Source organism: Azospirillum thiophilum (assembly GCF_001305595.1).
Lineage (GTDB): Bacteria > Pseudomonadota > Alphaproteobacteria > Azospirillales > Azospirillaceae > Azospirillum > Azospirillum thiophilum.
On the sequence record NZ_CP012401.1, the window covers coordinates 186,873 to 213,426 of the forward strand.

General features: G+C 67.9%; 22 protein-coding genes. 14 read left to right on the forward strand and 8 right to left on the reverse strand.

What is annotated here, in order from left to right:
• The first annotated feature begins 115 nt into the window (after positions 1-115).
• The 4 genes from lspA (at position 116) to AL072_RS00830 (ending at position 4,201) form a co-directional block, all read left to right on the forward strand.
• On the forward strand, positions 116-631 hold the full coding sequence (lspA, locus tag AL072_RS00815) for a signal peptidase II (RefSeq protein ID WP_245636714.1): 516 nt from the start codon (positions 116-118) through the stop codon (positions 629-631).
• A 106-nt stretch (positions 632-737) separates the two neighbouring features.
• Entirely contained in the window at positions 738-1,322 is a 585-nt protein-coding gene (locus AL072_RS00820; RefSeq protein ID WP_052709986.1) for a DUF3035 domain-containing protein, read from the forward strand.
• A gap of 111 nt (positions 1,323-1,433) precedes the next feature.
• Positions 1,434-2,831 (forward strand): M16 family metallopeptidase, encoded by a 1,398-nt coding sequence (locus AL072_RS00825; protein WP_045581911.1) that lies wholly within the window; start codon positions 1,434-1,436, stop codon positions 2,829-2,831.
• 2 nt (positions 2,832-2,833) lie between these two features.
• A complete protein-coding gene (locus tag AL072_RS00830; RefSeq protein WP_045581910.1) occupies positions 2,834-4,201 on the forward strand; it encodes a M16 family metallopeptidase in 1,368 nt (455 codons plus the stop codon).
• A 175-nt stretch (positions 4,202-4,376) separates the two neighbouring features.
• Here the strand turns inward: AL072_RS00830 and AL072_RS35130 are convergent, their stop codons facing one another.
• Positions 4,377-4,544, reverse strand: a complete 168-nt coding sequence (locus AL072_RS35130) for a hypothetical protein (RefSeq protein ID WP_167543358.1) — start codon at positions 4,542-4,544, stop codon at positions 4,377-4,379.
• Between the two features lie 210 nt (positions 4,545-4,754).
• Here AL072_RS35130 and pgi point away from each other — a divergent pair, with 210 nt between their 5' ends.
• Together pgi and AL072_RS00840 are read left to right on the forward strand one after the other, a co-directional pair.
• Positions 4,755-6,407, forward strand: a complete 1,653-nt coding sequence (pgi, locus tag AL072_RS00835) for a glucose-6-phosphate isomerase (protein WP_045581909.1) — start codon at positions 4,755-4,757, stop codon at positions 6,405-6,407.
• A gap of 150 nt (positions 6,408-6,557) precedes the next feature.
• A complete protein-coding gene (locus AL072_RS00840; protein WP_045581908.1) occupies positions 6,558-6,812 on the forward strand; it encodes a hypothetical protein in 255 nt (84 codons plus the stop codon).
• 4 nt (positions 6,813-6,816) lie between these two features.
• On the opposite strand, the gene AL072_RS00845 is transcribed toward AL072_RS00840, so the two are convergent.
• The 5 genes from AL072_RS00845 to AL072_RS00865 form a co-directional block, all read right to left on the reverse strand.
• Entirely contained in the window at positions 6,817-7,716 is a 900-nt protein-coding gene (locus AL072_RS00845; protein ID WP_045581907.1) for a LysR family transcriptional regulator, read from the reverse strand.
• Between the two features lie 247 nt (positions 7,717-7,963).
• Entirely contained in the window at positions 7,964-9,148 is a 1,185-nt protein-coding gene (locus AL072_RS00850; protein WP_045581906.1) for an acetate/propionate family kinase, read from the reverse strand.
• A 13-nt stretch (positions 9,149-9,161) separates the two neighbouring features.
• Positions 9,162-10,550 carry a bifunctional enoyl-CoA hydratase/phosphate acetyltransferase gene (locus AL072_RS00855; RefSeq protein WP_045582627.1) on the reverse strand — a complete coding sequence of 463 codons (1,389 nt, stop codon included), beginning with the start codon at positions 10,548-10,550 and terminating at the stop codon, positions 9,162-9,164.
• A gap of 510 nt (positions 10,551-11,060) precedes the next feature.
• A complete protein-coding gene (locus tag AL072_RS00860; RefSeq protein ID WP_045581905.1) occupies positions 11,061-13,289 on the reverse strand; it encodes an ATP-binding protein in 2,229 nt (742 codons plus the stop codon).
• Between the two features lie 299 nt (positions 13,290-13,588).
• A complete protein-coding gene (locus tag AL072_RS00865; protein ID WP_245636715.1) occupies positions 13,589-15,088 on the reverse strand; it encodes a hybrid sensor histidine kinase/response regulator in 1,500 nt (499 codons plus the stop codon).
• Between the two features lie 253 nt (positions 15,089-15,341).
• Here AL072_RS00865 and AL072_RS00870 point away from each other — a divergent pair, with 253 nt between their 5' ends.
• From AL072_RS00870 to AL072_RS00880, 3 genes are all read left to right on the forward strand, one after another.
• Positions 15,342-17,015, forward strand: coding sequence for a PAS domain-containing sensor histidine kinase (locus AL072_RS00870; RefSeq protein WP_082108920.1), 1,674 nt, complete (start codon positions 15,342-15,344; stop codon positions 17,013-17,015).
• Positions 17,016-17,127: 112 nt separating this feature from the next.
• Positions 17,128-17,616 (forward strand): MmcB family DNA repair protein, encoded by a 489-nt coding sequence (locus AL072_RS00875; RefSeq protein ID WP_052709985.1) that lies wholly within the window; start codon positions 17,128-17,130, stop codon positions 17,614-17,616.
• A gap of 130 nt (positions 17,617-17,746) precedes the next feature.
• Positions 17,747-18,487, forward strand: a complete 741-nt coding sequence (locus AL072_RS00880) for a response regulator (RefSeq protein ID WP_082108978.1) — start codon at positions 17,747-17,749, stop codon at positions 18,485-18,487.
• Positions 18,488-18,543: 56 nt separating this feature from the next.
• Here the strand turns inward: AL072_RS00880 and AL072_RS00885 are convergent, their stop codons facing one another.
• Entirely contained in the window at positions 18,544-19,812 is a 1,269-nt protein-coding gene (locus AL072_RS00885) for a D-alanyl-D-alanine carboxypeptidase (protein WP_052709984.1), read from the reverse strand.
• A 388-nt stretch (positions 19,813-20,200) separates the two neighbouring features.
• Between AL072_RS00885 and AL072_RS00890 the strand changes: the two genes are divergently transcribed.
• A complete protein-coding gene (locus tag AL072_RS00890) occupies positions 20,201-20,932 on the forward strand; it encodes a hypothetical protein (protein WP_045581902.1) in 732 nt (243 codons plus the stop codon).
• 20 nt (positions 20,933-20,952) lie between these two features.
• Here the strand turns inward: AL072_RS00890 and AL072_RS00895 are convergent, their stop codons facing one another.
• Entirely contained in the window at positions 20,953-21,714 is a 762-nt protein-coding gene (locus AL072_RS00895) for a proteasome-type protease (protein ID WP_045581901.1), read from the reverse strand.
• A gap of 494 nt (positions 21,715-22,208) precedes the next feature.
• Here AL072_RS00895 and AL072_RS00900 point away from each other — a divergent pair, with 494 nt between their 5' ends.
• The 4 genes from AL072_RS00900 to clpA all read left to right on the forward strand — a co-directional run bounded on the left by AL072_RS00900 (position 22,209) and on the right by clpA (position 26,537).
• A complete protein-coding gene (locus AL072_RS00900) occupies positions 22,209-22,721 on the forward strand; it encodes a phasin family protein (protein ID WP_045581900.1) in 513 nt (170 codons plus the stop codon).
• Between the two features lie 374 nt (positions 22,722-23,095).
• The gene (locus AL072_RS00905; RefSeq protein ID WP_045581899.1) at positions 23,096-23,575 is read left to right on the forward strand and encodes a phasin family protein; all 480 of its coding nucleotides are present in this window, start codon (positions 23,096-23,098) and stop codon (positions 23,573-23,575) included.
• A 311-nt stretch (positions 23,576-23,886) separates the two neighbouring features.
• On the forward strand, positions 23,887-24,213 hold the full coding sequence (gene clpS, locus AL072_RS00910; protein WP_045581898.1) for an ATP-dependent Clp protease adapter ClpS: 327 nt from the start codon (positions 23,887-23,889) through the stop codon (positions 24,211-24,213).
• A gap of 8 nt (positions 24,214-24,221) precedes the next feature.
• Complete coding sequence (clpA, locus tag AL072_RS00915) at positions 24,222-26,537, forward strand: ATP-dependent Clp protease ATP-binding subunit ClpA (RefSeq protein ID WP_045581897.1); 2,316 nt, start codon at positions 24,222-24,224, stop codon at positions 26,535-26,537.
• Positions 26,538-26,554 lie beyond the last annotated feature (17 nt).

A 26,554-nucleotide genomic window follows, 5' to 3' on the forward strand; every position in this document is an offset into this window, starting at 1 on the left:
CCCTATCCCCTCTCCCCCCCGGGGAGAGGGCTAGGGTGAGGGGGATCCGCCTGCCGGACGCCCCTCGCCGCACCTCCCCCTCACCCCGACCCTCTCCCCGGGGGGGAGAGGGAGGATGCGCGGCCCCATGAACGCCTTCGTCGCCAACCAATCCCGCTCCTACTGGCTGTTCGGGCTGATCGTCGCCGCGGTCGTCGTCGTGCTCGACCAGCTCAGCAAATGGTGGATCCTCGACCAAGTGATGCAGCCGATTCCACACGTCATCGAGGTGACCTCCTTCTTCAACCTCGTGCTGGTGTGGAACTACGGCGTCAGCTTCGGCACCTTCGCCAGCGGCGGTGCACTGATGCCCTATGTGCTGAGCGCGCTCGCCGCGGTCATCGCCATCTGCCTGGTCTTCTGGCTGCGGCAGGCGGACCGGTGGCCGATCGCGCTGGCGCTGGGCTTCATCATCGGCGGGGCGGTGGGCAACGTGATCGACCGGCTGCTCCACGGGGCGGTGGTCGACTTCCTCGATTTCCACGTCGGCGGCTGGCATTTCTGGGCCTTCAACGTCGCCGACAGCGGAATCAGCGTCGGCGTCGTCGTGCTGCTTATAGACGGGCTGTTCGCCGGCCGCGAAAAGTCGTAAGAGTTCCGTCGCCGGTGGCGCTATAACCACCGGCGAGCGCTCACCACGCGGCCTCGACCAGCGGGCCCGGTTGCTACGACGTGACAGACGACGGGATCCTCCGAACGTGACCAGCATCTCCTCCGCCCCCTCCTCCTCCCGGACCAAGCTTCCGCTTCTTGGGCTGGCGCTTGCGGCGTTGGCGCTCGCCGGCTGCTCGGACGTGCGCCGGTCGATCGGTCTCGAACGCCAGAGCCCCGACGAATTCTCCGTGGTTTCCCGCGCCCCGCTGACCCTGCCGCCCAGCATGCAGGATCTGCCGCGCCCGCGCCCCGGTGCGGCACGCCCGCAGGACAGCACCCCGACCCGCGTCGCCGCCGGCGCCGTGTTCGGCGGCACCTCGCGCGGCGCGGCGGCGAGCGCATCGGCCGGCGAGAAGTCGCTGATCGCCCAGGCGGGATCGCGCGACGGCATCGACCCCAACATCCGCGCCAAGGTCGATCAGGAAACCACCCAGCTGATCATCGCCGACAAGAGCTGGATCGACACGCTGCTGTTCTGGCAGAAGCAGGAACAGCCCTATTCCCTCGTCGATCCCGCCAAGGAGCAGCAGCGCCTGCGCGAGGCCCAGGCCCAGGGCAAGTCGCTGGACGGCGCCGCCACCCCGGTCATCGAGCGCAAGCGCAAGGCTCCGCTGGAAGGTCTGTTCTGAGCCGCGGCGCCTGGAGCCTTGTTCCAGGCACGACGTCACACCAGTTTCCGGGGGCGCCCTTCCCAGCGGGGGGCGCCCTTTCGATTCGGACCTCCTGATCCGGGAGCCTTCATGCCTGCCCTCTTCCCAGCCCGCCGCCTTGCCGCGGCCGGCCTGCTCGCCCTGACCATGACCGTCGCGGCCCCTACGGCTCCGGTGCCTTTCGGCGCCCCGCCTGCGCTGGCGGCGGAAAAGGGGGTGTTCTTCCCCGAGAGCTTCACCCTGGCGAACGGCATGCAGGTGGTGGTGATCCCCAACCATCGCGTGCCGGTCGTCACCCACATGGTCTGGTACAAGGTGGGTGCAGCCGACGAGGACCGCGGCCAGTCCGGCATCGCCCATTTCCTGGAACATCTGATGTTCAAGGGAACGGACGTGATCCAGCCCGGCGAGTTCAGCCGGATCGTCGCCAAGAATGGCGGACGCGACAACGCCTTCACCAGCTACGACTACACCGCCTATTACCAGAACGTCGCCCGCGACCGGCTGGAGATGGTGATGCGGATGGAGGCCGACCGCATGGCCAACCTGAAGCTGACCGATGCCGTGGTCTATCCCGAGCGCGACGTCATCATCGAGGAGCGCCGCCAGCGCATCGAGAACGAGCCGGCCGACCGCATCGGCGAGCAGATCAACGCCACCATGTTCGTCCATCACCCCTACGGCACCCCGGTGATCGGCTGGCCGCAGGAGATGTCGACGCTGACGCGGGAGATGGCGGAGCGCTTCTACAAGACCTGGTACACGCCCAACAACGCGATCCTGGTCGTGTCCGGCGACGTCACCGCGGCGGAGCTGAAGCCGCTGGCCGAGCGCTATTACGGCGCCATCCCGGCCCGTCCGGTGCCGGAACGCAAGCGCGTGGCCGAACCGCCGATCAGCGCCTCCCGCCAGGTGGAACTGCGCGACGCCGAAGTGCGGCAGCCGTCGGTGCGCCGGACCTGGATCGCGCCGTCCTATCGGGTCGACCCCGACCGGCAGGCCTACGCGCTGCAGGTGCTGGCGGAGATCATGAGCGGCGGCTCGACCTCGCGCCTCTACCGCAGCCTGGTGGTGGACCAGAAGGTCGCCACCTCCGCCTGGCTCGGCTACGGGCCGACCTCCTGGGACATGGCGACGCTCAGCGTCGGCGCCAGCCCGGCCGCCGGTGTGACGATGGACAAGCTGGAGGCCGCCCTGTGGGGCGAGGTCGACCGGCTGTTGAAGACCGGCGTGACCGAGGAGGAGGTCGCCACCGCGCGCAAGCGCATGCTGGCCGCCGCCGCCTATGCCCGCGACAGCCTGACCGGCCCGGCCCAGACGCTGGGCGCGGCGCTCGCCACCGGCCAGAGCCTGGACGACGTGGAAAGCTGGCCGGTGCGGATCGACTCGGTAACCGCCGAGCAGGTCAACGCCGCGGCCCGCGCCGTGCTGAGCCAGACCAACCACGTCACCGGCCTGCTGCTGCCCCCGACCGGAAAGGACAGTTGAGGATGAGCGCGCGTCACAATTCCATGCGGTCCGGCATCGCGGCCTTCTTCCTCGCCATCGTCGCCATGGCCCTGACCGCGCCCCTGCCCGCCCGTGCCATGGACATCAAGCGCGTGGTCAGCCCCGGCGGGATCGAGGCGTGGCTGGTGGAGGACCACAAGGTTCCCGTGCTGGCGCTGGAATGGGCCTTCGAAGGCGCCGGCGGCAGCGATCCCAAGGGCAAGGAAGGGCTGGCCAATCTGGTCACCACCATGCTCGACGAGGGCGCCGGGCCTTACGACTCCCAGGCCTTCCAGGCCCGGCTGCAGGACAACGCCATCGCGCTCGGCTTCGACGCCGGGCGGGACGGCTTCAGCGGGTCGCTGCGCACCCTGACCGAGCGTCGCGGCGAGGCGCTGGAGCTGACCCGGCTGGCGCTGACCGAGCCGCATTTCGCCCAGGAGGCGCTGGACCGCATGCGGGCCTCGATCATGGCGAGCCTGAAGCGGGATCTCGGCGATCCCAACTATGTCGCCCGCCGCCAGTTCTACGCCACCGCCTTCCCGGGCCACCCCTATGGCGGCGAGATCCGCGGCACGCTGGACAGCCTGCCCGCCATCGCGCCGGACGATCTGCGCGCCTTCGTGAAGGGTCAGTTCGGCCGCGACCGGCTGGTGGTCGCCGCCACCGGTGACATCTCGCCGGAGGAACTGGGCAAGGCGCTGGACATCGTGTTCGGCGGGCTGCCGGCCAGGACCGACGCACCGGCGATCCCCGACGCGACGATGGCAGGGCTGGGCCAGACCATCCTGCTGCCGCGCCCGACCGCCCAGACCGTCATGCTGATGGGACAGCCGGGGGTGAAGCGCGACGATCCCGACTGGTACGCCGCCAGCGTCATGAACTATGTGCTGGGCGGCGGCGGCTTCGGGTCGCGCCTGATGGAGGAGGTGCGCGAGAAGCGCGGGCTGAGCTATGGCGTCTACAGCTATTTGATCCCGATGGACCATGCCGCGGTGGTGATGGCCGGCGGCTCCACCGTCAACGCCAAGGCGGGCCAGGCGTTGGACATCATCCGCCAGGAATGGGCGCGGATGGCCAGGGACGGCCTGACCGACCAGGAGTTGGCCGACGCCAAGACCTACCTGACCGGCTCCTTCCCGCTGCAGCTTGGCTCGACCCAGTCGATCGCGCGCATCCTGCTGCAGGTGAAGCGCGACGAGCTGGGCATCGACTACCTCAACCAGCGCGACCGCTACATCAACGCCGTGACCCAGGCCGACATCAAGCGCGTCGCCCAGCGCCTGCTCGACCCGGCGAAGCTGCTGACCGTTCTGGTCGGCAAGCCGGAAGGCGTGTCGCCGACGCGGACGGTCGACGGGGGGAGCTGAGCGGTCGGCTCCGCGTGCCCCCTCCAACCCTATGCCCCCTCCTAACCTCCCCCGCTGGGCGGGGGAGGGACTGCCGCCACCCTCCCGCACAGCATCAATCCCCTCTCCCGCGTTAGCGGGGGAGGGTTAGGGAGGGGGCATCGGTCGAGGAGGCATCGGTTGTCGAACATACCCCTCACGCCAAATCCGGCTGGCTCCCCGGAAAGCGCGGATCGCTGGGATCGACGGGACTGCCCGGCACTTTGCCCGGGATGATGCCGACCTGATCCGGCCTTGCCGGATCGTTGCGGTCGCGCTGCTCCTCACGCTCTTCCAACGGCGGGGCGAGGGGTTTGTCCGACATGGCTTGTCCTCCTTTTGGCAAATCCTCGAATCCCACAACAGCGCGACCCGCGGTCGGTTGCATCCTTACGTCCGGCACGCATAGGCCGATAAGCTGCGGCGACCACAGCATTTTGGGTCGTGGCCGGCACCGCCGGTCGGTGCTAGGCTCCCTGCGCCCCGCCGATGGGCCGCGTCAAAGGACCGCTGACGTCAAGGAGTCCAAAGCATCATGACCGCGCTCTCCCATTCATCCGCCTGGGCCGCTCTCGCCCGCCACCGCCGGGACATCGCCGACACCCGCATGCGCGACCTGTTCGCCGCCGATCCCGGCCGGTTCGGCGCCTTCTCGCTGGAGGCCGCGGGTCTGTTCCTCGACTATTCGAAGAACTGCATCACGCAGGATACGGTCGGGCTGCTGCTCGACCTCGCCCGCCAGCAGGATGTCGAAGGCGCCTGCGCCCGCATGTTCGGCGGCGAGCCGATCAACCTGACCGAAAAGCGCGCCGTGCTGCACACCGCCCTGCGCAACCGGTCCGACCGCCCGGTCACCGTGGACGGCCGCGACGTGATGCCGGCCGTGCGCGCGGTGCTGGAGCGGATGGACGCCTTCGCCAATTCGGTACGCGACGGCGACTGGCGCGGCTATACCGGCCAGCCGATCACCGACGTGGTCAACATCGGCATCGGCGGCTCCGACCTCGGCCCGGTGATGGCGACGGAGGCGCTGAAGCCCTTCGCCCATGCCCATGTCGCCCTGCATTTCGTCTCCAACGTCGACGGCACCCATCTGGCCGAGCAGCTGAAGTGGCTGGATCCGGAGACGACGCTGTTCGTCATCGCCTCCAAGACCTTCACGACGCAGGAGACGCTGACCAACGCCCATTCCGCCCGCCGCTGGTTCTTGGAGACGGCGAAGGACGAGGCGCATGTCGCCAGGCACTTCGTCGCCGTCTCCACCAACGAGGCGGAGGTGCGCAAGTTCGGCATCGATCCGGCCAACATGTTCGGCTTCTGGGACTGGGTCGGCGGCCGCTATTCGCTGTGGTCGGCCATTGGCCTGCCGATCATGATCGCCATCGGGCCGGAGCGCTTCGCCGAGCTGCTGGCCGGCGCCCATGCGATGGACGAGCATTTCCGCACCGCGCCGCTGGAGCGCAACATGCCGGTGCTGCTGGCCCTGCTGGGTGTCTGGTACCGCAATTTCTGGGACGCCTCGTCCTACGCGGTGCTGCCCTACGACCAGTATCTCCACCGCTTCCCCGCCTATCTCCAGCAGTTGGACATGGAGAGCAACGGCAAGTCGGTGACCCGCGGCGGCGAGCCGGTGGACTACCAGACCGGCCCGGTGCTGTTCGGCGAACCCGGCACCAACGGCCAGCATGCCTTCTACCAACTGATCCACCAGGGCACCTCGCTGATCCCCTGCGACTTCGTGGCGGCGGCGACCACGCACAACCCGATCGGGGCGGAGGCTGGCGCCCATCACCGCATCCTGCTGTCGAACGTCTTCGCCCAGGCCGAGGCGCTGATGCGCGGCAAGACCGCCGACGAGGTGCGCGCGGAGATGACCAAGTCCGGCAAGCTGGCGGAGGAGGTCGAGGCGCTGGTCCCCCACCGCGTCTTCCCCGGCAACCGCCCGTCCAACACCATCCTGATGCAGAGCCTGACCCCGGCGACGCTCGGCGCCCTGATCGCGCTGTACGAACACAAGGTCTTCGTCCAGGGCGTCGTCTGGGACATCAACAGCTTCGACCAATGGGGCGTGGAACTGGGCAAGCAGCTGGCCAGCACCATCCTGCCGGAGATGGAAAGCGGTCCGGCGGAGGGTGCCCATGACAGCTCGACCACCGGGCTGATGGCGTGGTGGCGGGCCAACCGCTAGGGAACGGTTTGGGCCGCCAGCTGTAATTATACGTACACGAACGCCGTCGGTCCGGACGCTCCCGGCCGACGGCGTTCGGAACATTGTGGCTGCGCGCCGGTTGAACAGGGAAACGGTCTTTGCACCGCCCCCACTCACCGGAGCAGCCTCATGTCCACCCGTTTGCGCCTCGCCGTCCTGATCTACGGCATGATCCAGGGCGTCGTCTTCGGCATCGGCACCGTCCTGGTGCTGTCGGTCCCCAGCTTTTCCGAGCAGGCGATGACACTGATGCCGACCGTGGTGATCCTCAGCGTCATCCTTGCCGCCCCCATCGCCTGGTTCATGGCGCCGCGCCTGCGCCTGCGCTTCTGGCGCCGGCGGGAGGAGGAGCAGCGGGCACCGCGCCGAGTCCCCGTTTCCTGAGCACTCAGGCCACGGCGGTTCCGTCTTCCGCGACCCTGGCGGACAGCCAGTCGCGGAAGGCACGCATGGTCGGGGTCTCCGGCCGAGACTTCAGGGCCGTCAGCCAATAGGCACCCTTCGACACCGTGACGCCGAAGGGTTGCTCGATCAGGCCCAGCGCCAGCGGCCGGCGGAACATCGACGGTGGAGCGAGGGCGACGCCAGCACCCTGGATCGCCGCCTCAACCATCAGCGACGACGAGTCGAACACCGGCCCCCCCTTGACCGAGGGCATGGCCGGCGGCTCCAGCCCGGCGGCGGCGAACCAACCCGGCCATTCATCGGCGCGGTAGGAGCGCAACAGCGTCTCGCGGCCGACATCGGCAGGCTCGCGCAGGCGCCGGGCGATCTCCGGCGCGCACAGAACCGACAGCGGCGCATCGAACAGCCGGACCGCGTCGGTGCCGTGCCAGGCGCCATCGCCGAAGCGGATGGCGTAGTCCAGCCCCTCCGCCGCGATGTCGACGCGGTTGTTGTTGGTGGACAGGCGCAGGTCGATGAAGGGATGCGCCTCGCGGAAGCGCGACAGGCGCGGCAGCAGCCAGCCCACGGCGAAGGTGCCGACCGCGCCGACCGTCAGCACCTCGCGGAATCGCCCGCCCTCGAACTGGTCGAGCAGCCCGCCGATGCGGTCGAATGCATCGGCCAGCGTCGGCAGCAGCGCCCGCCCCTCGTCGGTCATTGCCAGCCCGCGCGGCAGGCGATGGAACAGGCTGGCGCCCAGCCGGTCCTCCAGCAGCTTCACCTGTTGGCTGACGGCGGCCTGGGTCACGCACAGCTCGATGGCGGCGCGGGTGAAGCTGAGATGCCGCGCCGACGCCTCGAAGGCGCGCAACGCGTTGAGCGGCAGATAGGGGCGGACCACGGGCTCCCCGGACGAAACTGGATTCCGGGAGTGAGCTAGCACCGAATGGGGGTGGGCTCCAGGGGGGATGTGTGGGGAGTGTCGGCTTCGAGTGCCCCCTCCCCATCCCTCCCCCGCCTTTGGCGGTGGAGGGGGCAGGACGCTTGTCGAAGTGAGTTATTCCCGAAGAAGCGGCAGTCCCCTCTCCCGCCATGGCGGGGGAGGGTTAGTGAGGGGGCACCCGAAGCGTACCCTCCCCAAAATGCGTTCACCGCCCCGTCAGCACACGCCGCGTGTGCAGCGCGATCATCCGTTCCTCGTCGGTCGGGATGACATAGACCGGCAGGCGGCTGCCCGGGGTGGAGATCTTCGCCGCATTGGCCTCGTTGGCGGCGTCGTCCAGTTCCATACCCATCCAGGCCAGCTTGTCGCCGACCCGCGCCCGCACCGGGGCCGAGCGTTCGCCGATGCCGGCAGTGAAGACCAGCGCGTCGACCCCGCCCATCGAGGCGGCGAGCGCCCCGGTTTCCTTGGCGATGCGGAAGCAGAACAGTTCGACCGCCTCCTGGGCATGCGGATCGGTGCTTTCCAGCAGGGCGCGCATGTCGTTGGAGATGCCCGACACGCCGAGCAGGCCCGACTTGTTGTAGAGCATCTTCTCGATGCCGTCGGCGTCCATGCCCTTGCGCATCAGGTAGATCAGCACGCCGGGATCGATGGTGCCGCAACGGGTGCCCATCGGCAGGCCGTCGAGCGCGGTGAAGCCCATGGTGCTGTCGACGCTCCGCCCGCCATGGATGGCGCACATGCTGGCGCCGCTGCCGAGATGGGCGACGACGACGCGCGAGTCGCCCAGTTCCGGCGCGATCTCCGGCAGGCGGCGGGCGATGTACTCGTAGGACAGGCCGTGGAAACCGTAACGGCGCACGCCCTCCTCCGTCAGCTCCCGCGGGATGGCGAAGGTCTGCGCCTGCCAGGGCTGGTTGCGGTGGAAGGCGGTGTCGAAACAGGCGACCTGCGGCAGCTCCGGATGCGCCTCGGCCAGCGCGCGGATGGCGGCGAGGTTGTGCGGCTGGTGCAGCGGGGCCAGCGGCACCAGCCCGTCCAACTCATCCATCACGGCCGGGGTCAGCAGCACCGGGGCGGCATGGCGCACGCCGCCATGCACCACTCGGTGGCCAGCGGCGATCAGCGTCGCCCCGTCCAGCCGCTCCTCGATCCAGTCGAGCAGGTAGGACAGCAGCGCCTTGCGGTCGCTGCGTTCCTCAGCCTCCCAGCTCTTCCCGGCCAGCGGGCGGCGCTGGGCATCCTTGGCCTCGAACACCGGCTGGGTGCCGATGCCGGAGATCTGGCCGTTGAGGGTGACGACCGGATCCCCGCCGCCATGATCCCGGAACACCGAGAATTTCAGGCTGGAGGAGCCGGCATTGATGACGAGGATCGCGTTGGACATGGCGGCGCCCTCCTTACTCGGCCGCGGAAGCGGCGCCACGGCGGCGGGCGGCGGCAACCAGGACCGCGACCGCGCAGGACGCCAGGCGGGTGCGGACATTGTCGGCACGGCTGGTCAGGATGATCGGAACCCGCGCACCCAGCACGATGCCGGCAGCGTCGGCATGGGCCAGGAAGGACAGCTGCTTGGCCAGCATGTTGCCGGCCTCCAGGTCCGGAACCAGCAGGATGTCGGCCTGGCCGGCGACCGGGGAATTGATGCCCTTGGTGATGGCGGCCTCGCGGCTGATGGCGTTGTCGAAGGCCAGCGGGCCGTCGAGGATGCCGCCGGTGATCTGGCCGCGGTCGGCCATCTTGCACAGCGCCGCCGCTTCCAGGGTCGAGGGGATCTTGGTGTTGATGGTCTCGACCGCCGAGAGGATGGCGACCCGGGGAATCTCGACGCCCAGCACCTTGGCGAGGTCGATGGCGTTCTGCACGATGCTGACCTTGTCCTCCAAGGTCGGATAGATGTTGATCGCCGCGTCGGTGATCAGCAGCGGCCGCGGATAAGTCGGCACATTCATCACGAAGACATGGCTGAGACGGCGGCCGGTGCGCAGGCCGGTCTCCTTGCGGACGACCTCGCCCATCAACTCGTCGGTGTGCAGGCTGCCCTTCATCACCGCCTCGCACTCGCCGGCACGGGCCAGCCGGACGCCGGTCTCGGCCGAGGCATGGCTGTGGGCGACGTCGACGATGCGGTAGGGCGAGATGTCGAGGCCGCAGGCGTCGGCGACGGACCGGATCTTGGCTTCCGGCCCGACCAGAACCGGGTCGATCAGGTTGGCCTCGGCCGCCTCGACGGCGCCGCGCAGCGAACTCTCGTCGCAGGGATGGACGACGGCGGTCGGCACCGGCGGCAGCGACTCGCACTTCTTCAGCATCAGTTCGTGGCCGTCGTGGCGGATCACCTGCACCTGCGGCAGTTCGGTGACGGCGCGGCGGAACTTCTCGGTCGGAGCGATCACCTCGGCGACGCCGGTCGCCACCGTCTTGCCGTCCTGGTTGGCGGCGAGGCAGTCGAAGACGACCGTCTTGCGCTCCGAATCCTTGGACCTGGCGGTAACGGTGACGGTGACGATGTCGCCCAGCAGGACCGGTCGTTCGAACCGTAGATCCTGGCCGACATAGACGGTGCCGGGACCGGGCAGCAGCGTGCCCAGCACGGCGGAGATCAGCGAGCCGGACCACATGCCGTGCCCGACCACCTTGTGATCGACGGCATAATCCTCGTCCACATGGGACGGGTTGAGGTCGCCGGACACCGTGGCGAACAGCTCGATGTCGGACATGGTCAGCCGGCGCGACAGGCTGGCCTGCTGGCCGATGCGGATTTCCTCGAACGTGACGTTTTCGATCATGGGGCTGCCGTTCTTGCCGATCGGAACGATGCCGCTGCGGCCCGCCGGGGCGGCGGGGAGGGCGGCGGTGACGGTATCCATCTCAAAGCTCCTCAAAAGGATCGCGGCGCCCGACCGAGGGGCATCCGTCGCGACGGCGGGCCGTATCCTCCCGATCCCGGTTCCCACGCCGGGACGCGCCCTTGCGGGCGGAGTCATGGCGGCGGGCCGGAACCTGTCTTGTTGGGTTCCTTCGAAGCGGAACCTTCGCCACCCGAGGAACTACCAAGGAGTGTGCTTGTGCGAAAGCAATAGCCCCTGTGGCCAAGGCGGCCCAATGACCTACATCAATAAAGTCGGCAAGCTATTGTTACGGCTGGGTTACTGGGATCGTTTCGGAGCATTTAGCAGTCGCAGCATAACCGAAACTTGCGCGCCTGCATCCAGGAAAAGCGGACCTTGCCGCGGGACTGCCCCGATTGCGCGCTGCGGCAAAGGCCCGGAAACCCGGCCGACGCCTGATCCGCTGCCTCAATCCGCTGCCGCCACGCAGGGGCAAAGCTCCTCGGCCACCGGAACGCTGATGGAGAAGACGGTTCCATGCCCGACCCGCGACCGCACGGTGACGGGATGATCCAGCATCTGCGCCATGCGGCGGACGATGGACAGGCCAAGGCCAAGGCCGCGGCCACTGTCGCGCTGGTCGGTGCCGCACCGGTAGAAATCCTCGAAGATGGCCGTCATCTCGGCCTCGGGGATGCCGGGCCCGGTATCCCACACCTCGATGGACAGCCGGCAACCGTCCCCATCGCCGCGACGCCGGCAACCCAGCAGGATGCGGCCCTGGGTGGTGTAGCGCAGGGCGTTGACCAGCAGGTTGCGCACCATCCGCTCCAGCAGGATCGGGTCGCTGCGCACGCGGGCGGAACAGGGCACCATGCGCAGCTCCAGCCCGCGGTCGGCCGCTTGGTCGCCGATCTCCATCGCCAGCCGGCCGACGATGTCCTGAACATCGAAATCGACGATCCGCGGCTTGACGTTCCCGACCTCCAGCGCGGAGGTGTCGAGCAGCGTCGACAGCAGCGTGTTTCCGGTCACCAGCGCCTCGCCCAGCTTGTTCGCCACCTCCACCTGCTGGGGATCGTACAGCTTGCTCATCAGGATGTGATGGAACAGGCTCATCGCCTGGAAGGGCTGGCGCAGATCGTGGCTGGCGGCAGCCAGGAAGCGGCTCTTGGCCTGGTTGGCGCGCTCCGCCTCGGAATGGGCGCGGGCCAGGGCGTCGCGGATCTCCACCGCCTCGGTCATGTCGATGGCGGCGCAGATGATGCCCGCGATGGCTCCGGTTTCGTCGCGCATCGGCTCCACCGACAGGTCCAGCACCCGCCGGCAGCCGTTGTAGGTCAGCTCCACCTCGCAGCGGGCGCCGACCCCCTGCTCCATCACCGCCCGCTTGACCGGAACCAGCCGGTCGGCATCCTCCGCCGAAAACAGTTCGACATCGGTCCGGCCGATCATCCGCTCCGGCCGCAGGTCGGCCCGCGGGCAATAGACCCACAGATGGCGCAGGTCGCGGTCCTGGCTGAACAGCGACACCTTGGAATGGCGCAACGCCAGCCGGAACCGCTCCTCGCTCTCGCGCAGCGCACGGGCCATGGCGGCACGGGCACGCGCCTCGGTCCGCAGCAGGCGCTTGGCGCGCGCCTCGCGCAGGACATAAGCGACGGCGCCGGCGGTCAGCATCAGTCCGCCGATCAACATCGTCCAGGCCAGCCGGTCGTCGAGGCTGAACAGCGGCGACGGATCGGGCACCACGAACAGCCGCCACACCCGCCCACCGAAGGCGATGTCCCGGACGATGGCACGCGGACCCCCATCGCCGGCCAGTTGCTCCGCCGTCAGCGGCCGCGACGGCGGGTGGGGAAGCTCGCCCGGGCGGGTCAGCCCGCCTTCGGCGGCGAGCAGCAGCGACGCCCCGGCATCCGGTTTCAGCAGATAGGCGTCGCCCACGGTCAGCCCGACCCGCAGCACCGCGTCCCTGAGCAGTTGGCCGACATCGAAGCTGGTCCACAGGAAGCCGGTCAGGACGTCGCAGACGATACGCCCGCCGAAACGCGCCTCGTCGGGATCGATCTCACGGGAATAGACCGGCAGATAGATCAGCACCGAATCCCGCCCAAGCTCGGCCTGAAGCGGCATCTCCTCCGCCACGACGACTCGGTTGGCGGCGCATGAGCGGGTCAACACCTCGCTCTGCCCGGGCAGGCTGGCCATGTCGAGCCCGATCAGGCCGGCTGCCGCCTTCGGTTCGGCCAGCACATTCACGAACAGGTCGGCACCGGGCGGGCGGCGCGCCGCGTCGGCGGCACCACGCACCGCGAAGGAGGTGTAGCCGGCCGACCGCATCGCCCGCTCCAGCAACGGCACGTCCCGCTCCGCGATCCGGCGCGCCCAGGCGACAGCGTGCAGGTTGGGGTAAAGCGGCAGCAAGGGTTCGGCTGCCGATGCGAAGCTGGCCTCCGTGACCGGCGCCGGCCCGGCCAGCGGACCGCTGAGGGCGCGCAGCAGGACGCTCTGATGGTCGAAGCGCGTCTTCAGTTCATCATGGAGTTGGATCGCCTGCCGATCGGCCAGGATATGCTCTGCGTCGCGGGTGACGCTGCGGATCAGCAGGAAGGCTGAAAGGGACAGGAACAGGCCGGCAAAGACGATCATCGGCACCGCCGTCGCTTTCCCTACCCCCCGATGCTTCCGGTTCATCCGACTGCCCTCCCCCGAACTGTCCGAACAGCGATGCCCGACACGATCATATCGAAGGGGGAGCATAAAAGGGTATGTAAAAGATCCACTTCCACCGAAAGGAGGATAAGGATCTGCCAATTGGGGGAGAGCTATGGCTCAGGCATTGCAATCATTGGAAAGAGGTTGTCGCAATTCGCAGAAATCTTTCCGGCTCTGTTTCAGCATTGTCATTGCAGTGCAGCGTAAACCTAACTTCGAGAGTCTTCACCATTCGTCGCCTTCATATATCGACCTCATTCCGTTTAGAGTCTTTATTATCAAAGAGGTGAGTTGCCCAGGCAGTCGCCCCGACCGGCCGGTCCAAGCAGCCGGACGACCGCGGCGCGCAGGGCCAGCGGTGCCACGGGCTTGTGCAGAAGCGGATAGCCGGACAGCCGTGCCTCGCGCAGCCTTCTGGGATCGGTGTCGCCGGTCAGGATCATCCCGGGAACCGGCCGGTCGAACAGCTTGGCGATCTGCCGGATGGCGACGATGCCGTTGGCAGCCCCCTTCAGCCGCAGATCGGAGATGATCAGGTCGACAGGCGTCGGCGCCGGCCCGACCCGCCGGACCGCCGCATCGTAGGATTCGGCCCCAAGCACGGTGCAGCCCCACTGCTCCAGCAAGGCTTCGAGTGCGGCCAGCACCATCGGGTCGTCCTCGATCACCAGGATACGAGCACGGCTGATGTCGGCGGCGCCGGCGGATGCGACGGCGGGAGGCGATGCCGCCTCCCTGGCGGTTGCGTCCGCCACCTCGATCGAGCGCGGCAGGATGACCGCGAAGACGGTTCCCCGACCTTCGGTCGTCTGCAGTTCCAGCCCAAGACCGAGCTTCCGCGCAAGCCCGCGGACCAGCGTCAGGTCCAGCCCCAGCGTACCGGCGCCTTCCCCGGCGGAGCGTGCCAGTTCGCTGCGCAAAGCCGCCAGCCGCTCCGGCGGCAGGCCTCGCCCGCTGTCCCACACTTCGATGCGCAGGCTATGGCCCCGGTTGCGGCAACCGACCAGGACACGGCCGCCCGCTGTGCTGCGCAGGGCATTGACGACCAGGCCGTGCAGCAACCGCTCCAGCAGCGCGGAATCCGTGCGCACCATCGCCGAGCAGGGCATTACGCTGAAGCGCAGCCCGCGATCGGCGAAGCGCGGCGCGACCTCCAGCGCCAGCCGCATCAGGACGCCATTGACGGCATGGGTGCGGATGTCCGGCTCCAGCAGGCCGCTTTCCAGCCGCACGAGGTCGAAATGGCCATCGACCATGCTGCGCATGGAGTCCACCGCCTGGGCCATCGAATGCAGCAGGTCGCGTCCGGACCGGTCGGTCCCGCCCGCCGCCCCTTCCACCGCGCGCGCCTCAAGCGTGCCGATCAGCAGCGACAGCGCCGCCAAGGGCTGGCGCAGATCATGGCTGGCCGCCGCGAAAAGGCGACCGGCCGGATCCGGCATCGGCGTCGGCGCATCCATTGGGATCGGCGCACCCATCGGGATCGGCATCGAGCCGATAGGCGCCCCGATGAACGCCCCGACGGATGGCGCGGGGGGAGCGGGAGGCTCACCGTCCAGCCGCCATACCGCTCCCCCCGCGGTCAGCGGGAGCACGATGCGCGCAGCCCCGGCATGGGGGCTCAAATCGGCCGCAGTGGCCCCGACGGCAAGACGGCCCGACAATCCCGGCAGGATTTCGGCCGCGGGGGTCCAGTCGGTCAGCCGTCCGTCGGCACCGAACACCAGAACGGGCGGCACCGCACCGCCGGAATCGTCGTGGCTGCCGTTCACGGTCACATCTGAATTCCAACCATCTTCCGCGATCAGATCCTACACTATGAAAACTGCCGCCCGTTGCAAAGCCCGCCGATAGGCAGAGCACACGCGAAGTAGACGGCAACCTGCGCAATCAAACCATTTGCGGCCTTTGCTGAAAACCCCGCGCAACTCGCAAGGGATCGGCGGATTCTGTTACAATTCGACAAATATCCGTCTGCCGTTTGGACTGGGCCTTCAGCGTTTCTTAGGGATGGTCGGTAAAAATGGCGCAATGGATCGCCATACGCAGACTTCCAGCCGTAAGGGACGCGACAGTGCTGCCTCGGGTGAGGATACTCCCGATACCGCCACGACACCGAACGACCGCAGCGACAGGACCGGCGAACCGTCGATCGCGGCCTTGGCTTGGCTGCCGGATGCGATCGCCGTCTTCGCCGCATGTCACGATCCTTCCGGCACGCTGACCGACCTGGAATGGCGGTCGGCCAACCCGGCAGCCGAACGGCTGTTGGGCGTCGGCCCACTGCCCGGCCGGCGGCTGCGCGCGGACGCCACCGACACCGCCTGCCCCGCCCTGTTCGCCATACTGGCCGACGCCCTGCACGGCCCGGTGGAGCGCACGGTCGCAGCGCGGCGTGGCGCCACGCCGGTCCGCTGGCGCGTGGCGGCGGCCCCGGCCCCCGGCGGGCTGTGCGCGACCCTGTCCGACCTGGGCCCGGCGGCCCTCTCCCCAGCCGAAGCCCAACTGCGAACGCAGGCCCAAGCAATGGGAGAAACGCTGGCTGAAACGCTAGCCGGGGCGTTGGAGCACAGCGCCGAGAGCTTCGCCCTGTTCGACGGTGAGGACAGGCTGGTCCATGCCAACGGCCGTCTGGGCACCGACTTGCCCACGCTGGTCGACCGGCTGGTGCCGGGCGTCCCCTTCGAGGAGCTGGCCCGCCGCTTCGCCGAGACCGACCCGCGCCTGACCACGGCGGAGGACCGCGCAGCGTGGATGCGTGCGCGGCTGGAGCGGCACCGGCGGATGGACGCGCCGGTCGTCGTGCCCCTCCATGACGGACGCTGGCTGCTCAGCCGCGAGCATGCCGTCCCCGGCGGCGTGCTGGTCCACTACACCGATGTCACCGCGCTGAAGCAGACCGAGGACCGCCTGCGCCTGCGCGAGACCGAGGTCCAGGCAGCCCGCGGCGAGGCCGACGGCGCAAAGCGGGCCAAGGCGGCCTTCCTGGCGCAGATGAGCCACGAGTTGCACACGCCGCTGAACGCCGTCCTCGGCTTTTCGGAGATGCTGCTGTCGGAACCCTTCGGCCCGCTCGGCAACCCGCGCTACCGCAGCTATGCCGGTGACATCCGCGATGCCGGCACCCATCTGCTCGCCCTGATCGACGACATCCTGGAACTGTCGCGCCTCGATGGCGGGGTGACGCCGCTGGCGGAGGAAGGGGTGGATCTGGATGCCCTGTCGCGGCATGTCGTCACCGCACTGCAAGAGGCGGCCCGGGAAGGCGGGGTGACCCTGCGCCGCGACGTCCCGCCCGACCTGCCGCTGCTGCGGGGCGACGTCCAGGCGCTGACCCGCATGCTGACCAACCTGCTGTCCAACGCCGTGGCCCATACCCGGCCCGGCGGCTTGGTGATGCTGACTGCCCAGCTGATGCCGGACGGCGGCATCGCGATGATGGTGGCCGACACCGGCATCGGCATCCCGAGCACCGAATTGCCCCATATCCTGCATCCGTTCGAGGCCCCGGATTCCTCCATCGCCCGGCACACCCGTGTAAGCGGATTGGGGCTGCCGGTGGTCAAGCAACTGGTGGAGATGCATGGCGGCCGGCTGGAGCTGACCAGCGAACCGGATGTCGGCACCGCGGCGGTTCTGGTCTTCCCCGCCGCGCGCAGCCTGCCGCGCGACCGCGGGAGGCCGGTTCCCCTTCCGCCTGTTTGAACCCGACCGGGGTCGGCGGTCACGCTTTTTGCCCCTTGGCGTGGAAAGGCGAACGCGGCATTGTGTCCGCTGCGTTCCTGAACCGTTCCTTTTTCCAGCGGTACCCCGCGTCATGAGCGACGATCTTGCCCTCCTCTCCGCTGCCGATCCCCTGCCGTCCGCCGGCGGGGCGCCGCCGATCTTCCGCGGGGTGCGGCGGGCGTTGGCGACGCGCGGTTATGCCAGCCTGACCGAGTTCCGTCTGGCAAGCGGCCGGCGGGCCGACATTCTCGCCATAGACGACACCGGTGGAATCCTGATCGTCGAGGTGAAGAGCGGCGTGCCGGACTTCCGCTCCGACCAGAAATGGCAGGAATACCGGGACTGGTGCGACGCCTTCTATTTCGCGGTCGACGACGGCTTCCCGACCGAACTGATCCCGGAGGATTGCGGGCTGATGGTCGCGGACGCCTATGGCGCCGAGGTGCTGCGCGAAGCCCCCGCCCACAAGCTGGCCCCCGCCCGGCGCAAGACCCTGCTGCTGCGCGCCGCCTTGACCGGAGCCGGCCGCCTTCACAGGATCGAGGACCCGATGTTCACCCAGGCGTCGCCCACCGTCTGATGTCGTCCTATGGTATGGATCCGACCGGTATGGGTGCGCGCCGCACCGGAAGCGGCTAAACTGCGGAATCCTTGTCAACCTGGGAGAGCGGACCGGTATGCCGGCGGACCAGACGGGCACGAAGCCCCCCTTGCGCATTCTGCTGGCGGAGGACGAGGCCGTCACCCGCCTCGCCGCCCGTGCCCTGCTGGAGCGGGCAGGCCATCGGGTGGTGACGGCGGAGGACGGTCCCGCCGCGGTCTCCGCTGCCGCGGCCGATGTCTTCGATCTGGTCCTGATGGATCTGGAACTGCCCGGGCTGCCGGGCGACGAGGCGGTTCGCGCCATCCGCCTTCAACTGAACGGCGCCGCGCCGCGCATCCTGATGCTCACCGCAAGCGCCACCGCCGACGGGCAGACGCGTTGTGCCGGCTGCGGCGCCGACGGCGTCCTGACCAAGCCCCTGCGGTTGGAGTCCCTGGCCGCGGCGCTGGAAAGCGGTCCGCAAGCCGCGTCGTCGCCGGCGGAGCCGCCGTCAGCCGGGCCAGCCTTCGACGAGGCCGCCATCGCGACGATGCGGGAGATGCTGCCCGCCACCCGGGTCGCCGAACTGATCGACAAGGCAGGCGCAGCGCTGCGTCAACATGGTGACGCGCTGGAGGAAGCCTTGCGGACCGGAGACCGACGGACCGCCGCCACCATGGCGCACAGGATCGCCGGAGTGTCGGGACAATATGGCTGCCTCGCCCTGCGGCGGACGGCGCGCGCCCTGGAAGCCGGCCTCGAGGACAGTGCCTGTGCCGACCTGCCGCAACGGATCGGTGCATCGAACGCCGCGCTGGCGCCGGCCCTGGAGTTCCTGGAACGCTGCGCCGCCACGGCGCGGGGCTGACCGGCCCCCGGCCCAGGGCTGGCCCCGACAAGGAAAAGCCTGGAAAGGGAACCCCGTCAGCTGCGCTCGTTCGGCGATACCGCGACGCAATGGTGACCATGCTTGGTCAGGAGGGCGCAGGCCTTGCGGGCGTCCTGCTCGTCCATACCGGTCAGGCGGGCGCGATAGACGGTGTCCTTGCCGGCCTTCGCCTCCACCACGCTGGCCTTGGCCGTGCGCAGAAGGACAGGCGCCTGCTTGACCGCCTGGCTCACCGCCTTGTTGCCGGCGGCGCGGCTGGAAAAGGCACCGACCTGCACGGCCCAATGCGACGGTCCGCCACGGGTGGACTTGGCATCGTGGGTGGGCTTGAGGTCGCGGGCGGGTGCAACCGGAACCGCGGCCACCTGCAGCGCGGCCCGGGTCGGCTTGGCCTTCACCACCGGCTCCTCGTCGTCATCGTCGCCCTCGCCGTCGATGGCATCCGACCGGCTGGTGTCGAGACTGGCCATCACCGGACCGTCGTCGCGACCCGGGCTCGCCCGGCCGAACGCCTGGTCGAGCAGCGCGGCCATCCTGTTGTCGCGCGACACCGCCGACTTGCCGCCCATCACCACCCCGACCAGCCGACGCCCGTCCCGCACCGCCGAGGCGGCGAGGTTGAAGCCGGAGGCAACGGTGTAACCGGTCTTGATGCCGTCCATGCCCTCGTACCGGGACATCAAACGGTTGTGGTTGGGCAGCGTGCGGCCGCCATAGACGAAGTTCCGGCGGCTGAAATAGGGATAATACCTGGCGTGGTCGCGCATCAGGGCGCGCGACAGCATCGCGTAGTCGCGGGCAGTCGTCACCTGCTCCATGTTCGGCAGGCCGGAGGCATTGCGGTAGAGGGTGTGGCGCATGCCGATCTCGCGCGCCTTGCGGGTCATCATCTCGGCGAAGCGCGACTCGGTGCCACCCAGCGCCTCCGCCAGGACGACGGCGGCGTCGTTGGCCGACTTGGTGACGAGGCCGAGGATCGCCGTCTCCACCTTCAGCGTCGACCCGGCGCGCAGGCCGAGCTTGGTCGGCGTCATGCTCTCCGCCCAGGAGGAGACCGGCAACTGCTGGTCGAGTCTGAGGCGCCCGTCGTCCAGGGCGTCGAAGGTCAGGTACAGCGTCATCATCTTGGTCAGCGACGCCGGATGGACGATGGAGTCGGCATCCTGGTCGATCAGCACCTGTCCGGTGCGGGCGTCCATGACGATGGCCGCAGCCTTCGCCGCCAGCGCCTCGCCCGCGGACAGGCCGGAGCCGACCGCCACCATGCCCAGCAGCGCGGCTGCCGCGAACAGACGGCGCCCCAAACCCGCCGCACTCCGCCCGCCGGCCGTCTCCGCTGCGCGAAAGGCGAACGGAAACAGTCCGTTACGAACGGTGTTGCGCGTTACACTCATGATGGCCCCGCCAACCGCTAGATTCTGGTGCTTGGTTCAATGGTAAATTCGTGCCAAATCAGTGTCTAGCAGGAATTCGTTAATTTCTTGCTTTGGCTTTTGGCAGTGTCTGTGACCAAAATGGCGGGTCCTGTGGAAACGGGCGGTGGGGATTGGGCAGCCGCGGGCGGAGGGAGTAAGGCCGCGAGGCAGACGGGGTACCGGATGCCTCCGATCGGACGAGCCCCGGCGAACCGGCCTTGTCGACGCACCCCTTGCCCTCCACCTACCAGGGGCCGCCGACGCGAGGCAAGCGACAATGAGCCGTGGTCTCCGAAGAACCGTTCTGACCGCCGTCCTGCTGGCCTTGGCCGGCTGCAGTTCGGTCGGCCCCACCGACAATCCGGTCTCCCGCAAGCTGACCTGGTTCAGCTACCTGAACGGCGACGACCTGCGGTCGGGCTGCGGCAAGGACGGGACCGACCGGTTCCGCCTGATCTTCAACGCCGACTACAACCGGCATGTCCGCACCTACGACATCGTCGGCGATGGCGGCCAGGGCGGCGCCGTGATGGAGGCCCATGTGATCGAGGCGACCGACCTCGCCCGCATCACCCCGGCCGATCCGCTGTCGGCGGCGCGCGGCAGCGGCGCGACCACCCGGCTGACCCCGGCCCAGTTCGCCGGCTTCGTCAGCCGCCTGCGCGAGGACGGGGCGTTCGACACGCCGCCGAACGGCCTGCGGCTGCCGTCCAACGGCTTCTACTGGCTGATCAACGGCTGCCGGTCCGGGCAGTGGTTCTTCACCGCGTATCCCTATCCGTCCCGCCGCTTCACCGAGGCGGGCTTCCCGGAGGCGCTTGGCCGCATCGACCCGACCGGCGTCGCCTTCCCCGGGCTGCCCGCGCCGGACGATGCGCCGCGCACCCTGCCCGGTTCCGGACAGCTGGCGGACGGCGGCGTCTTCTTCGAGCTGCAGGTCGGCCGCAACGGGCTCGTCGGGCCGACCGCACCCTTCGGGGCGCTCCTGAGCGCCCTTGCCGGCGAGTAACCGCCGACCGCGCCGCCTGATCAGGCGGTTTCGTCGGCCGGCTGGCGCGGACGCAGGCTCTCGGGCATCAGCGTCTCGACCCACGGGCCGTCCGGCATGCGGCGGGCCAGCTCCGTCAGGTTGCGGTTCCACCATTGGCGCTGTTCGCCCAGATCGTCGTAATCGTAGTTCGACTGGCGCCAGCTGCGCGATTCGGCATGGTAGGACACCATGTCGATGGGGAAGCCGACGTCGTTGGTGGAGAAGCGGGTGCTGTCGAAGGACAGGTAGGCCAGCTTCAGCGCCGTCTGCATGTCGGTGCCGTAGGTCAGGGCACGGTCGAGGATCGGCTTGCCGTAGGCGGTGGCGCCGATCGACAGGTAGGGCGTCCGCTCGTCCACCTCGATCCAGTTGCCTTCCGGATAGACCAGGAACATGTAGGGTTCCCGGTCCTCGGCCAGCTGGCCGCCGATGATGGCATGCAGGTTGAAGTGCAGCTTGGATTCCTCCAGCGCCTCCTTGTCCTCCGCGGCAACTTGCCGCAGGCAGGCGGTGAAAGCCGACAGGGCGTCCAGCATGGTGGTGTAGGACTCGCCCCGGCGCTTCTGCATGTCGCGGCGGAGATAGGCCAGCGCCTTGTCGCGCACGCTGCGCAGGCCGGAATTCATGATGAAGAAGCGGTCGCCGCCACTGCCCATCATCGTCACCTTGCGGGCCGACGACAGTTGCGAGCCGCTGGTGATGCGACCGTCCGACAGACCGATCAGGCCGTCGCGGGTCTTGATGCCAAGGCAATAGGTCATGATCGATAAGGATCCCGTAGATGCGGCCTGAAGGGCGGTCGGCCCGATGCGGCGCTTCGACGCGCCGCAGCTGACCATTGGCCGAAGCGAATCCCGCCCACGGCCACGCTACACTTCTCCCATGGCCGGTAAATCCTTCGTTAAGGCAGCTGGCCGAATGCGTGGACCGAAGGCTCTGCTGCAACGCCCGCTTGGCGTTCTGTCATGGGATTTTCACGCATCCGTGGCATGGTGCGACGCAACAGTATAGGCCGGATACCTGCCGAACGGACTGTTGACACCGCCCCCGCTTAACCCATAAATTCCTTATGTTGCAGCGCAGCATGCGCTGGAGCCGCACCATGGTCCCGACGGACGGGTTGCTGCTCCAGCACTGTGCAGGCGCAACGTACAATGCTGTCGACAGGCTTCGCGACCCGTCAAGCGGCGGCCGGGGCCACACCCCAAATCGTCGGCACTGCGAGGCCGGCATCAGCCAGGAAGGAACGCGCGTCATGACCCAGTTCACGCCCAAGTCGCTCGAAACGGTCGCCACCCAGGCCAAGGAGCAGTATGAGGGCTTCGTGAAGGCCGGGCAGGAGCAGACGGTCAAGCAGTTCGAGCAGACCGCGACGGTCGCCAAGGAACAGTTCGAGAAGACGGCCGCCCAGATCCTGAAGAGCTACGAGGATCTGCAGGCCGCCAGCAAGGCCAACGTCGAGGCCCTGATCGCAAGCAGCAGCATCGCCGCCAAGGGCGCCGAGGATCTGGGCCGCGAGGTCGTCGCCTATGGCCAGTCGACGCTGGACAAGTCGATCACCACCGGCAAGGCGCTGCTGGGGGCCAAGAGCCTGCAGGAGGTCGTGGAACTGCAGAACGCTTTCCTGAAGTCCAGCTTCGACTCGCTGCTGGCCGAGACCGGCCGCCTGCAGGAACTGACCACCAAGTTCACCAGCGACGCGTTCGCCCCGCTGAACGCCCGCGTCACCGCGACGGTCGAGACCTTCTCCAAGCCGCTCGCCGCCTGACACCATCGCTGCCCGACTCTGTGCCCGCCCGCTGTCCCGGCGCCCCATGGCCATGCCGGGGCAGCAGACGGCCTGAGAAACTCACACGGCCCGACGACCACCTCCGGTCGCCGGGCCGTACGCTTTTTGGAGCGGCCGGCCCGGCAATCGCGAGCGCCCGCAGTCGACCATCGACCGGGCAAAGTTTTTTGTGCAGTGCACAATAAGCGGTTGACTGGCTCCCTGCCTTCCCGTAAATATGTCTTATGTTGCGGTGCAGCATATCTCGGGCGCCCGCCTTACCGGGGTCCGAGGGTTTCAACCCACTCCGCACCCGGTCGCCGCATCGTCGGGGCCGCGCGGTTGACCCCTGAGAGAGCGCGAGGAGCATAGCCATGTCCGACAAGTTCGCCACCGCCGCCAAGTCGATCGAAGACGCCGTCACCACCGCCAAGCAGAACATGGAAGGGCTGGTGAAGGCCCAGCAGGAGCAGGTCGAGAAGGCCTCCGCCCAGATCCTGAAGAGCTACGACGAGCTGTCCGTCCTGACCAAGGGCAACGTCGACGCCGTCGTGAAGTCCGGCACCATCGTCGCCAAGGGCGCGGAAGAGGCCGGCAAGCAGGTCGCCGCCTTCACCCAGTCCTCGATGGAGAAGGGCGTATCGAACGCCAAGGCCCTCCTGGCAGTGAAGACGATCCAGGAGCTGTTCGAACTGCAGAACGCCTTCGCCAAGGCCAGCCTCGATGCGCTGGTGTCGGAGAGCACGAAGCTGCAGGAACTGACCGTCAAGGTCGCCAACGAGGCGTTGGTCCCGCTGAGCGCGCGCATGAACGTCGCGGTCGAAACGCTGTCGAAGAAGCCGCTGGCCGCCTGACCATCCGCCTCCCGGCCAAGCATAGCGAGAAAAAGGCCCGGCACCCCGCAACGGGGGTGCCGGGCCTTTTTTGTTTCCGGCGGGATACCCGGCCGGCCGAGCGGTGCCGCCTTTGGGAAAGACGTAGGGTTTCCCGCCGATTGCGCTTCCCCCGGAAGCGATGTCTCCTATTTCGGAGTGGTGGGGCCTACCCGGGACCAAAGGAGGGTCTGCCAAATGGAGGGAGACCGAAAACGGCCCCTTCCCACCGCGCCCGAAATGACCATATCATTCCCATAGACAGTGCATCGTGACGACATTCGACTGGGACCATGGCCGACTCTGACAAGCGGGGCAACGACGGCACGAACAGCGGGGTGGTCGTCAAGGCCAAACCGAAGACCAAGAAGCCGTCGATGTATAAAGTCCTGATGCTGAACGACGACTACACTCCGATGGAGTTCGTCGTTCTGGTACTCGAACGCTTCTTCAGCAAATCGCGGGAGGAAGCGACCCAGATCATGCTGCATGTGCACCGGCGGGGTGTGGGGTTGTGCGGCGTGTTCACCTACGAGGTGGCGGAGACGAAAGTCACGCAGGTGATGGACTTTGCGCGCCAGAACCAGCACCCGCTGCAATGCACGTTAGAAAAGGATTAGACCCACACATGCTGTCGCGTAACCTGGAACAGACGCTGCACCGAGCCCTGGCCCACGCGAACGAGCGCAGGCATGAATACGCGACGCTCGAACACCTGCTTCTCGCGTTGACCGAAGACTCGGATGCCACTGCCGTCTTGCGTGCCTGCGGGATCGACCTCGACCGCTTGCGCGCGGAACTGTCGGATTACCTCGACAACGAACTTGCGAACCTTATCACGAACAGGCCCGATGACGCCAAGCCGACGGCTGGTTTCCAACGGGTTCTGCAGCGTGCGGCCATCCACGTCCAGTCGTCGGGACGTGAGGAGGTGACGGGAGCAAATGTGCTCGTCGCCTTGTTCTCTGAACGCGAGAGCCATGCGGTCTATTTCCTGCAGGAGCAGGAGATGACCCGGTTCGACGCGGTCAACTACATCTCTCACGGAATCGCGAAGGCTCCGGGCCGCTCGGATACCAAGCGGGTCTCGGGCGCCGACGACGAGGCGGCGGCGGAGAAGGTCGTGAAAAAAGGCAGCGAAGCGCTCGAGGCTTATTGTGTCAACCTGAACAAGAAGGCGTCGGGCGGGAAGATCGATCCGCTGATCGGCCGGGAGCAGGAGGTCGAACGGACCATCCAGATCCTGTGCCGGCGGTCGAAGAACAACCCGCTCTACGTCGGCGACCCCGGTGTCGGCAAGACCGCCATCGCCGAGGGCCTCGCCCGCCGCATCGTCCAGCAGGAAGTGCCGGAGGTGCTGCGCAACGCCACCATCTTCGCGCTCGACATGGGCTCGCTGCTGGCCGGCACCCGCTATCGCGGCGATTTCGAGGAACGGCTGAAGGCCGTCGTGTCGGAACTCGAGGCGACCGAAGGGGCCATCCTCTTCATCGACGAGATCCACACGGTGATCGGCGCCGGCGCCACCTCGGGCGGGGCCATGGATGCGTCGAACCTGCTGAAGCCCGCGCTGGCATCCGGCGCGCTGCGCTGCATCGGTTCGACCACCTACAAGGAATACCGCAGCTATTTCGAGAAGGACCGGGCACTGGTCCGCCGCTTCCAGAAGATCGACGTCAACGAGCCGTCGGTCGAGGATGCGATCAAGATCCTGCAGGGGCTGAAGCCCTATTACGAGAAGCACCACAAGGTCACCTACACCAACGACGCCATCCGCGTCGCGGTGGAGCTGTCGGCCAAGTACATCGGTGACCGCAAGCTGCCCGACAAGGCGATCGACATCATCGACGAGGTCGGCGCGGCGCAGATGCTGCTGCCGGAGAACAAGCGCCGCAAGAAGATCGGTGTAAAGGACGTGGAGGCGGTGGTCGCCAAGATCGCCCGCATCCCGCCGAAGTCGGTCAGCCGCGACGACAAGGAAACGCTGCTGAACCTGGAGCGCGACCTGAAGACCATGGTCTTCGGCCAGAACAAGGCGATCGACGCGCTGGTCTCCGCGATCAAGCTCGCCCGTGCCGGCCTGCGCGAACCGGAAAAGCCGATCGGCAACTACCTGTTCACCGGCCCGACCGGCGTCGGCAAGACCGAGGTGGCCCGCCAGCTCGCCATGACGCTGGGCATCGAGCTGACCCGCTTCGACATGTCGGAGTATATGGAGCGGCATACCGTGTCGCGGCTGATCGGTGCCCCTCCGGGCTATGTCGGCTTCGACCAGGGCGGCATGCTGACCGACGCCATCGACCAGCACCCGCACTGCGTCCTGCTGCTGGACGAGATCGAGAAGGCCCATCCGGATCTGTTCAACATCCTGCTGCAGATCATGGACCACGGCAAGCTGACCGACCACAACGGCAAGATCGTCGATTTCCGCAACGTCATCCTGATCATGACTTCGAACGCCGGGGCCGCCGACATGGCCAAGCCCGCCATCGGCTTCGAGCGTGACCGCCGGGTCGGCGAGGACATCGAAGCGGTCGAGAAGATGTTCACGCCGGAGTTCCGCAACCGCCTGGACGCGATCATCCCCTTCGCGCCTTTGTCGCAGGAGGTCATCAACCGCGTCGTCGACAAGTTCATCATGCAGATGGAAGCCCAGTTGGAAGACCGCGGCGTGTCCATCGAGCTGAACGAGGCGGCGCGCGAGTGGCTGGGCAAGAAGGGCTACGACCCGCTCTACGGCGCCCGCCCGCTCGGCCGCGTGATCCAGGAGTACATCAAGAAGCCGCTGGCGGAGGAACTGCTGTTCGGCAAGCTCAGCAAGGGCGGTCTGGTCAAGGTCACGGTCAAGGACGACAAGCCGGCCTTCGACTACACCGAGGGCAACCGGCCCAAGCGCACCGCCGGTGACGACGACGAGGAGATGGTGACGGAGATGGCCGAGTAACGCCGGTCCATCCCTGC

Coding starts and splice junctions, on each gene's coding strand:
- pgi (WP_045581909.1), top strand. CDS start 4,755: ATGACCGCGCTCTCCCATTCATCCGCCTGGGCCGCTCTCGCCCGCCAC.
- AL072_RS00855 (WP_045582627.1), bottom strand. CDS start 10,550: ATGATCGAAAACGTCACGTTCGAGGAAATCCGCATCGGCCAGCAGGCC.
- AL072_RS00905 (WP_045581899.1), top strand. CDS start 23,096: ATGTCCGACAAGTTCGCCACCGCCGCCAAGTCGATCGAAGACGCCGTC.
- AL072_RS00890 (WP_045581902.1), top strand. CDS start 20,201: ATGAGCCGTGGTCTCCGAAGAACCGTTCTGACCGCCGTCCTGCTGGCC.
- lspA (WP_245636714.1), top strand. CDS start 116: ATGCGCGGCCCCATGAACGCCTTCGTCGCCAACCAATCCCGCTCCTAC.
- AL072_RS35130 (WP_167543358.1), bottom strand. CDS start 4,544: ATGTCGGACAAACCCCTCGCCCCGCCGTTGGAAGAGCGTGAGGAGCAG.
- AL072_RS00875 (WP_052709985.1), top strand. CDS start 17,128: ATGAGCGACGATCTTGCCCTCCTCTCCGCTGCCGATCCCCTGCCGTCC.
- clpS (WP_045581898.1), top strand. CDS start 23,887: ATGGCCGACTCTGACAAGCGGGGCAACGACGGCACGAACAGCGGGGTG.
- AL072_RS00895 (WP_045581901.1), bottom strand. CDS start 21,714: ATGACCTATTGCCTTGGCATCAAGACCCGCGACGGCCTGATCGGTCTG.
- AL072_RS00840 (WP_045581908.1), top strand. CDS start 6,558: ATGTCCACCCGTTTGCGCCTCGCCGTCCTGATCTACGGCATGATCCAG.
- clpA (WP_045581897.1), top strand. CDS start 24,222: ATGCTGTCGCGTAACCTGGAACAGACGCTGCACCGAGCCCTGGCCCAC.
- AL072_RS00900 (WP_045581900.1), top strand. CDS start 22,209: ATGACCCAGTTCACGCCCAAGTCGCTCGAAACGGTCGCCACCCAGGCC.
- AL072_RS00860 (WP_045581905.1), bottom strand. CDS start 13,289: ATGAACCGGAAGCATCGGGGGGTAGGGAAAGCGACGGCGGTGCCGATG.
- AL072_RS00870 (WP_082108920.1), top strand. CDS start 15,342: ATGGATCGCCATACGCAGACTTCCAGCCGTAAGGGACGCGACAGTGCT.
- AL072_RS00825 (WP_045581911.1), top strand. CDS start 1,434: ATGCCTGCCCTCTTCCCAGCCCGCCGCCTTGCCGCGGCCGGCCTGCTC.
- AL072_RS00830 (WP_045581910.1), top strand. CDS start 2,834: ATGAGCGCGCGTCACAATTCCATGCGGTCCGGCATCGCGGCCTTCTTC.
- AL072_RS00850 (WP_045581906.1), bottom strand. CDS start 9,148: ATGTCCAACGCGATCCTCGTCATCAATGCCGGCTCCTCCAGCCTGAAA.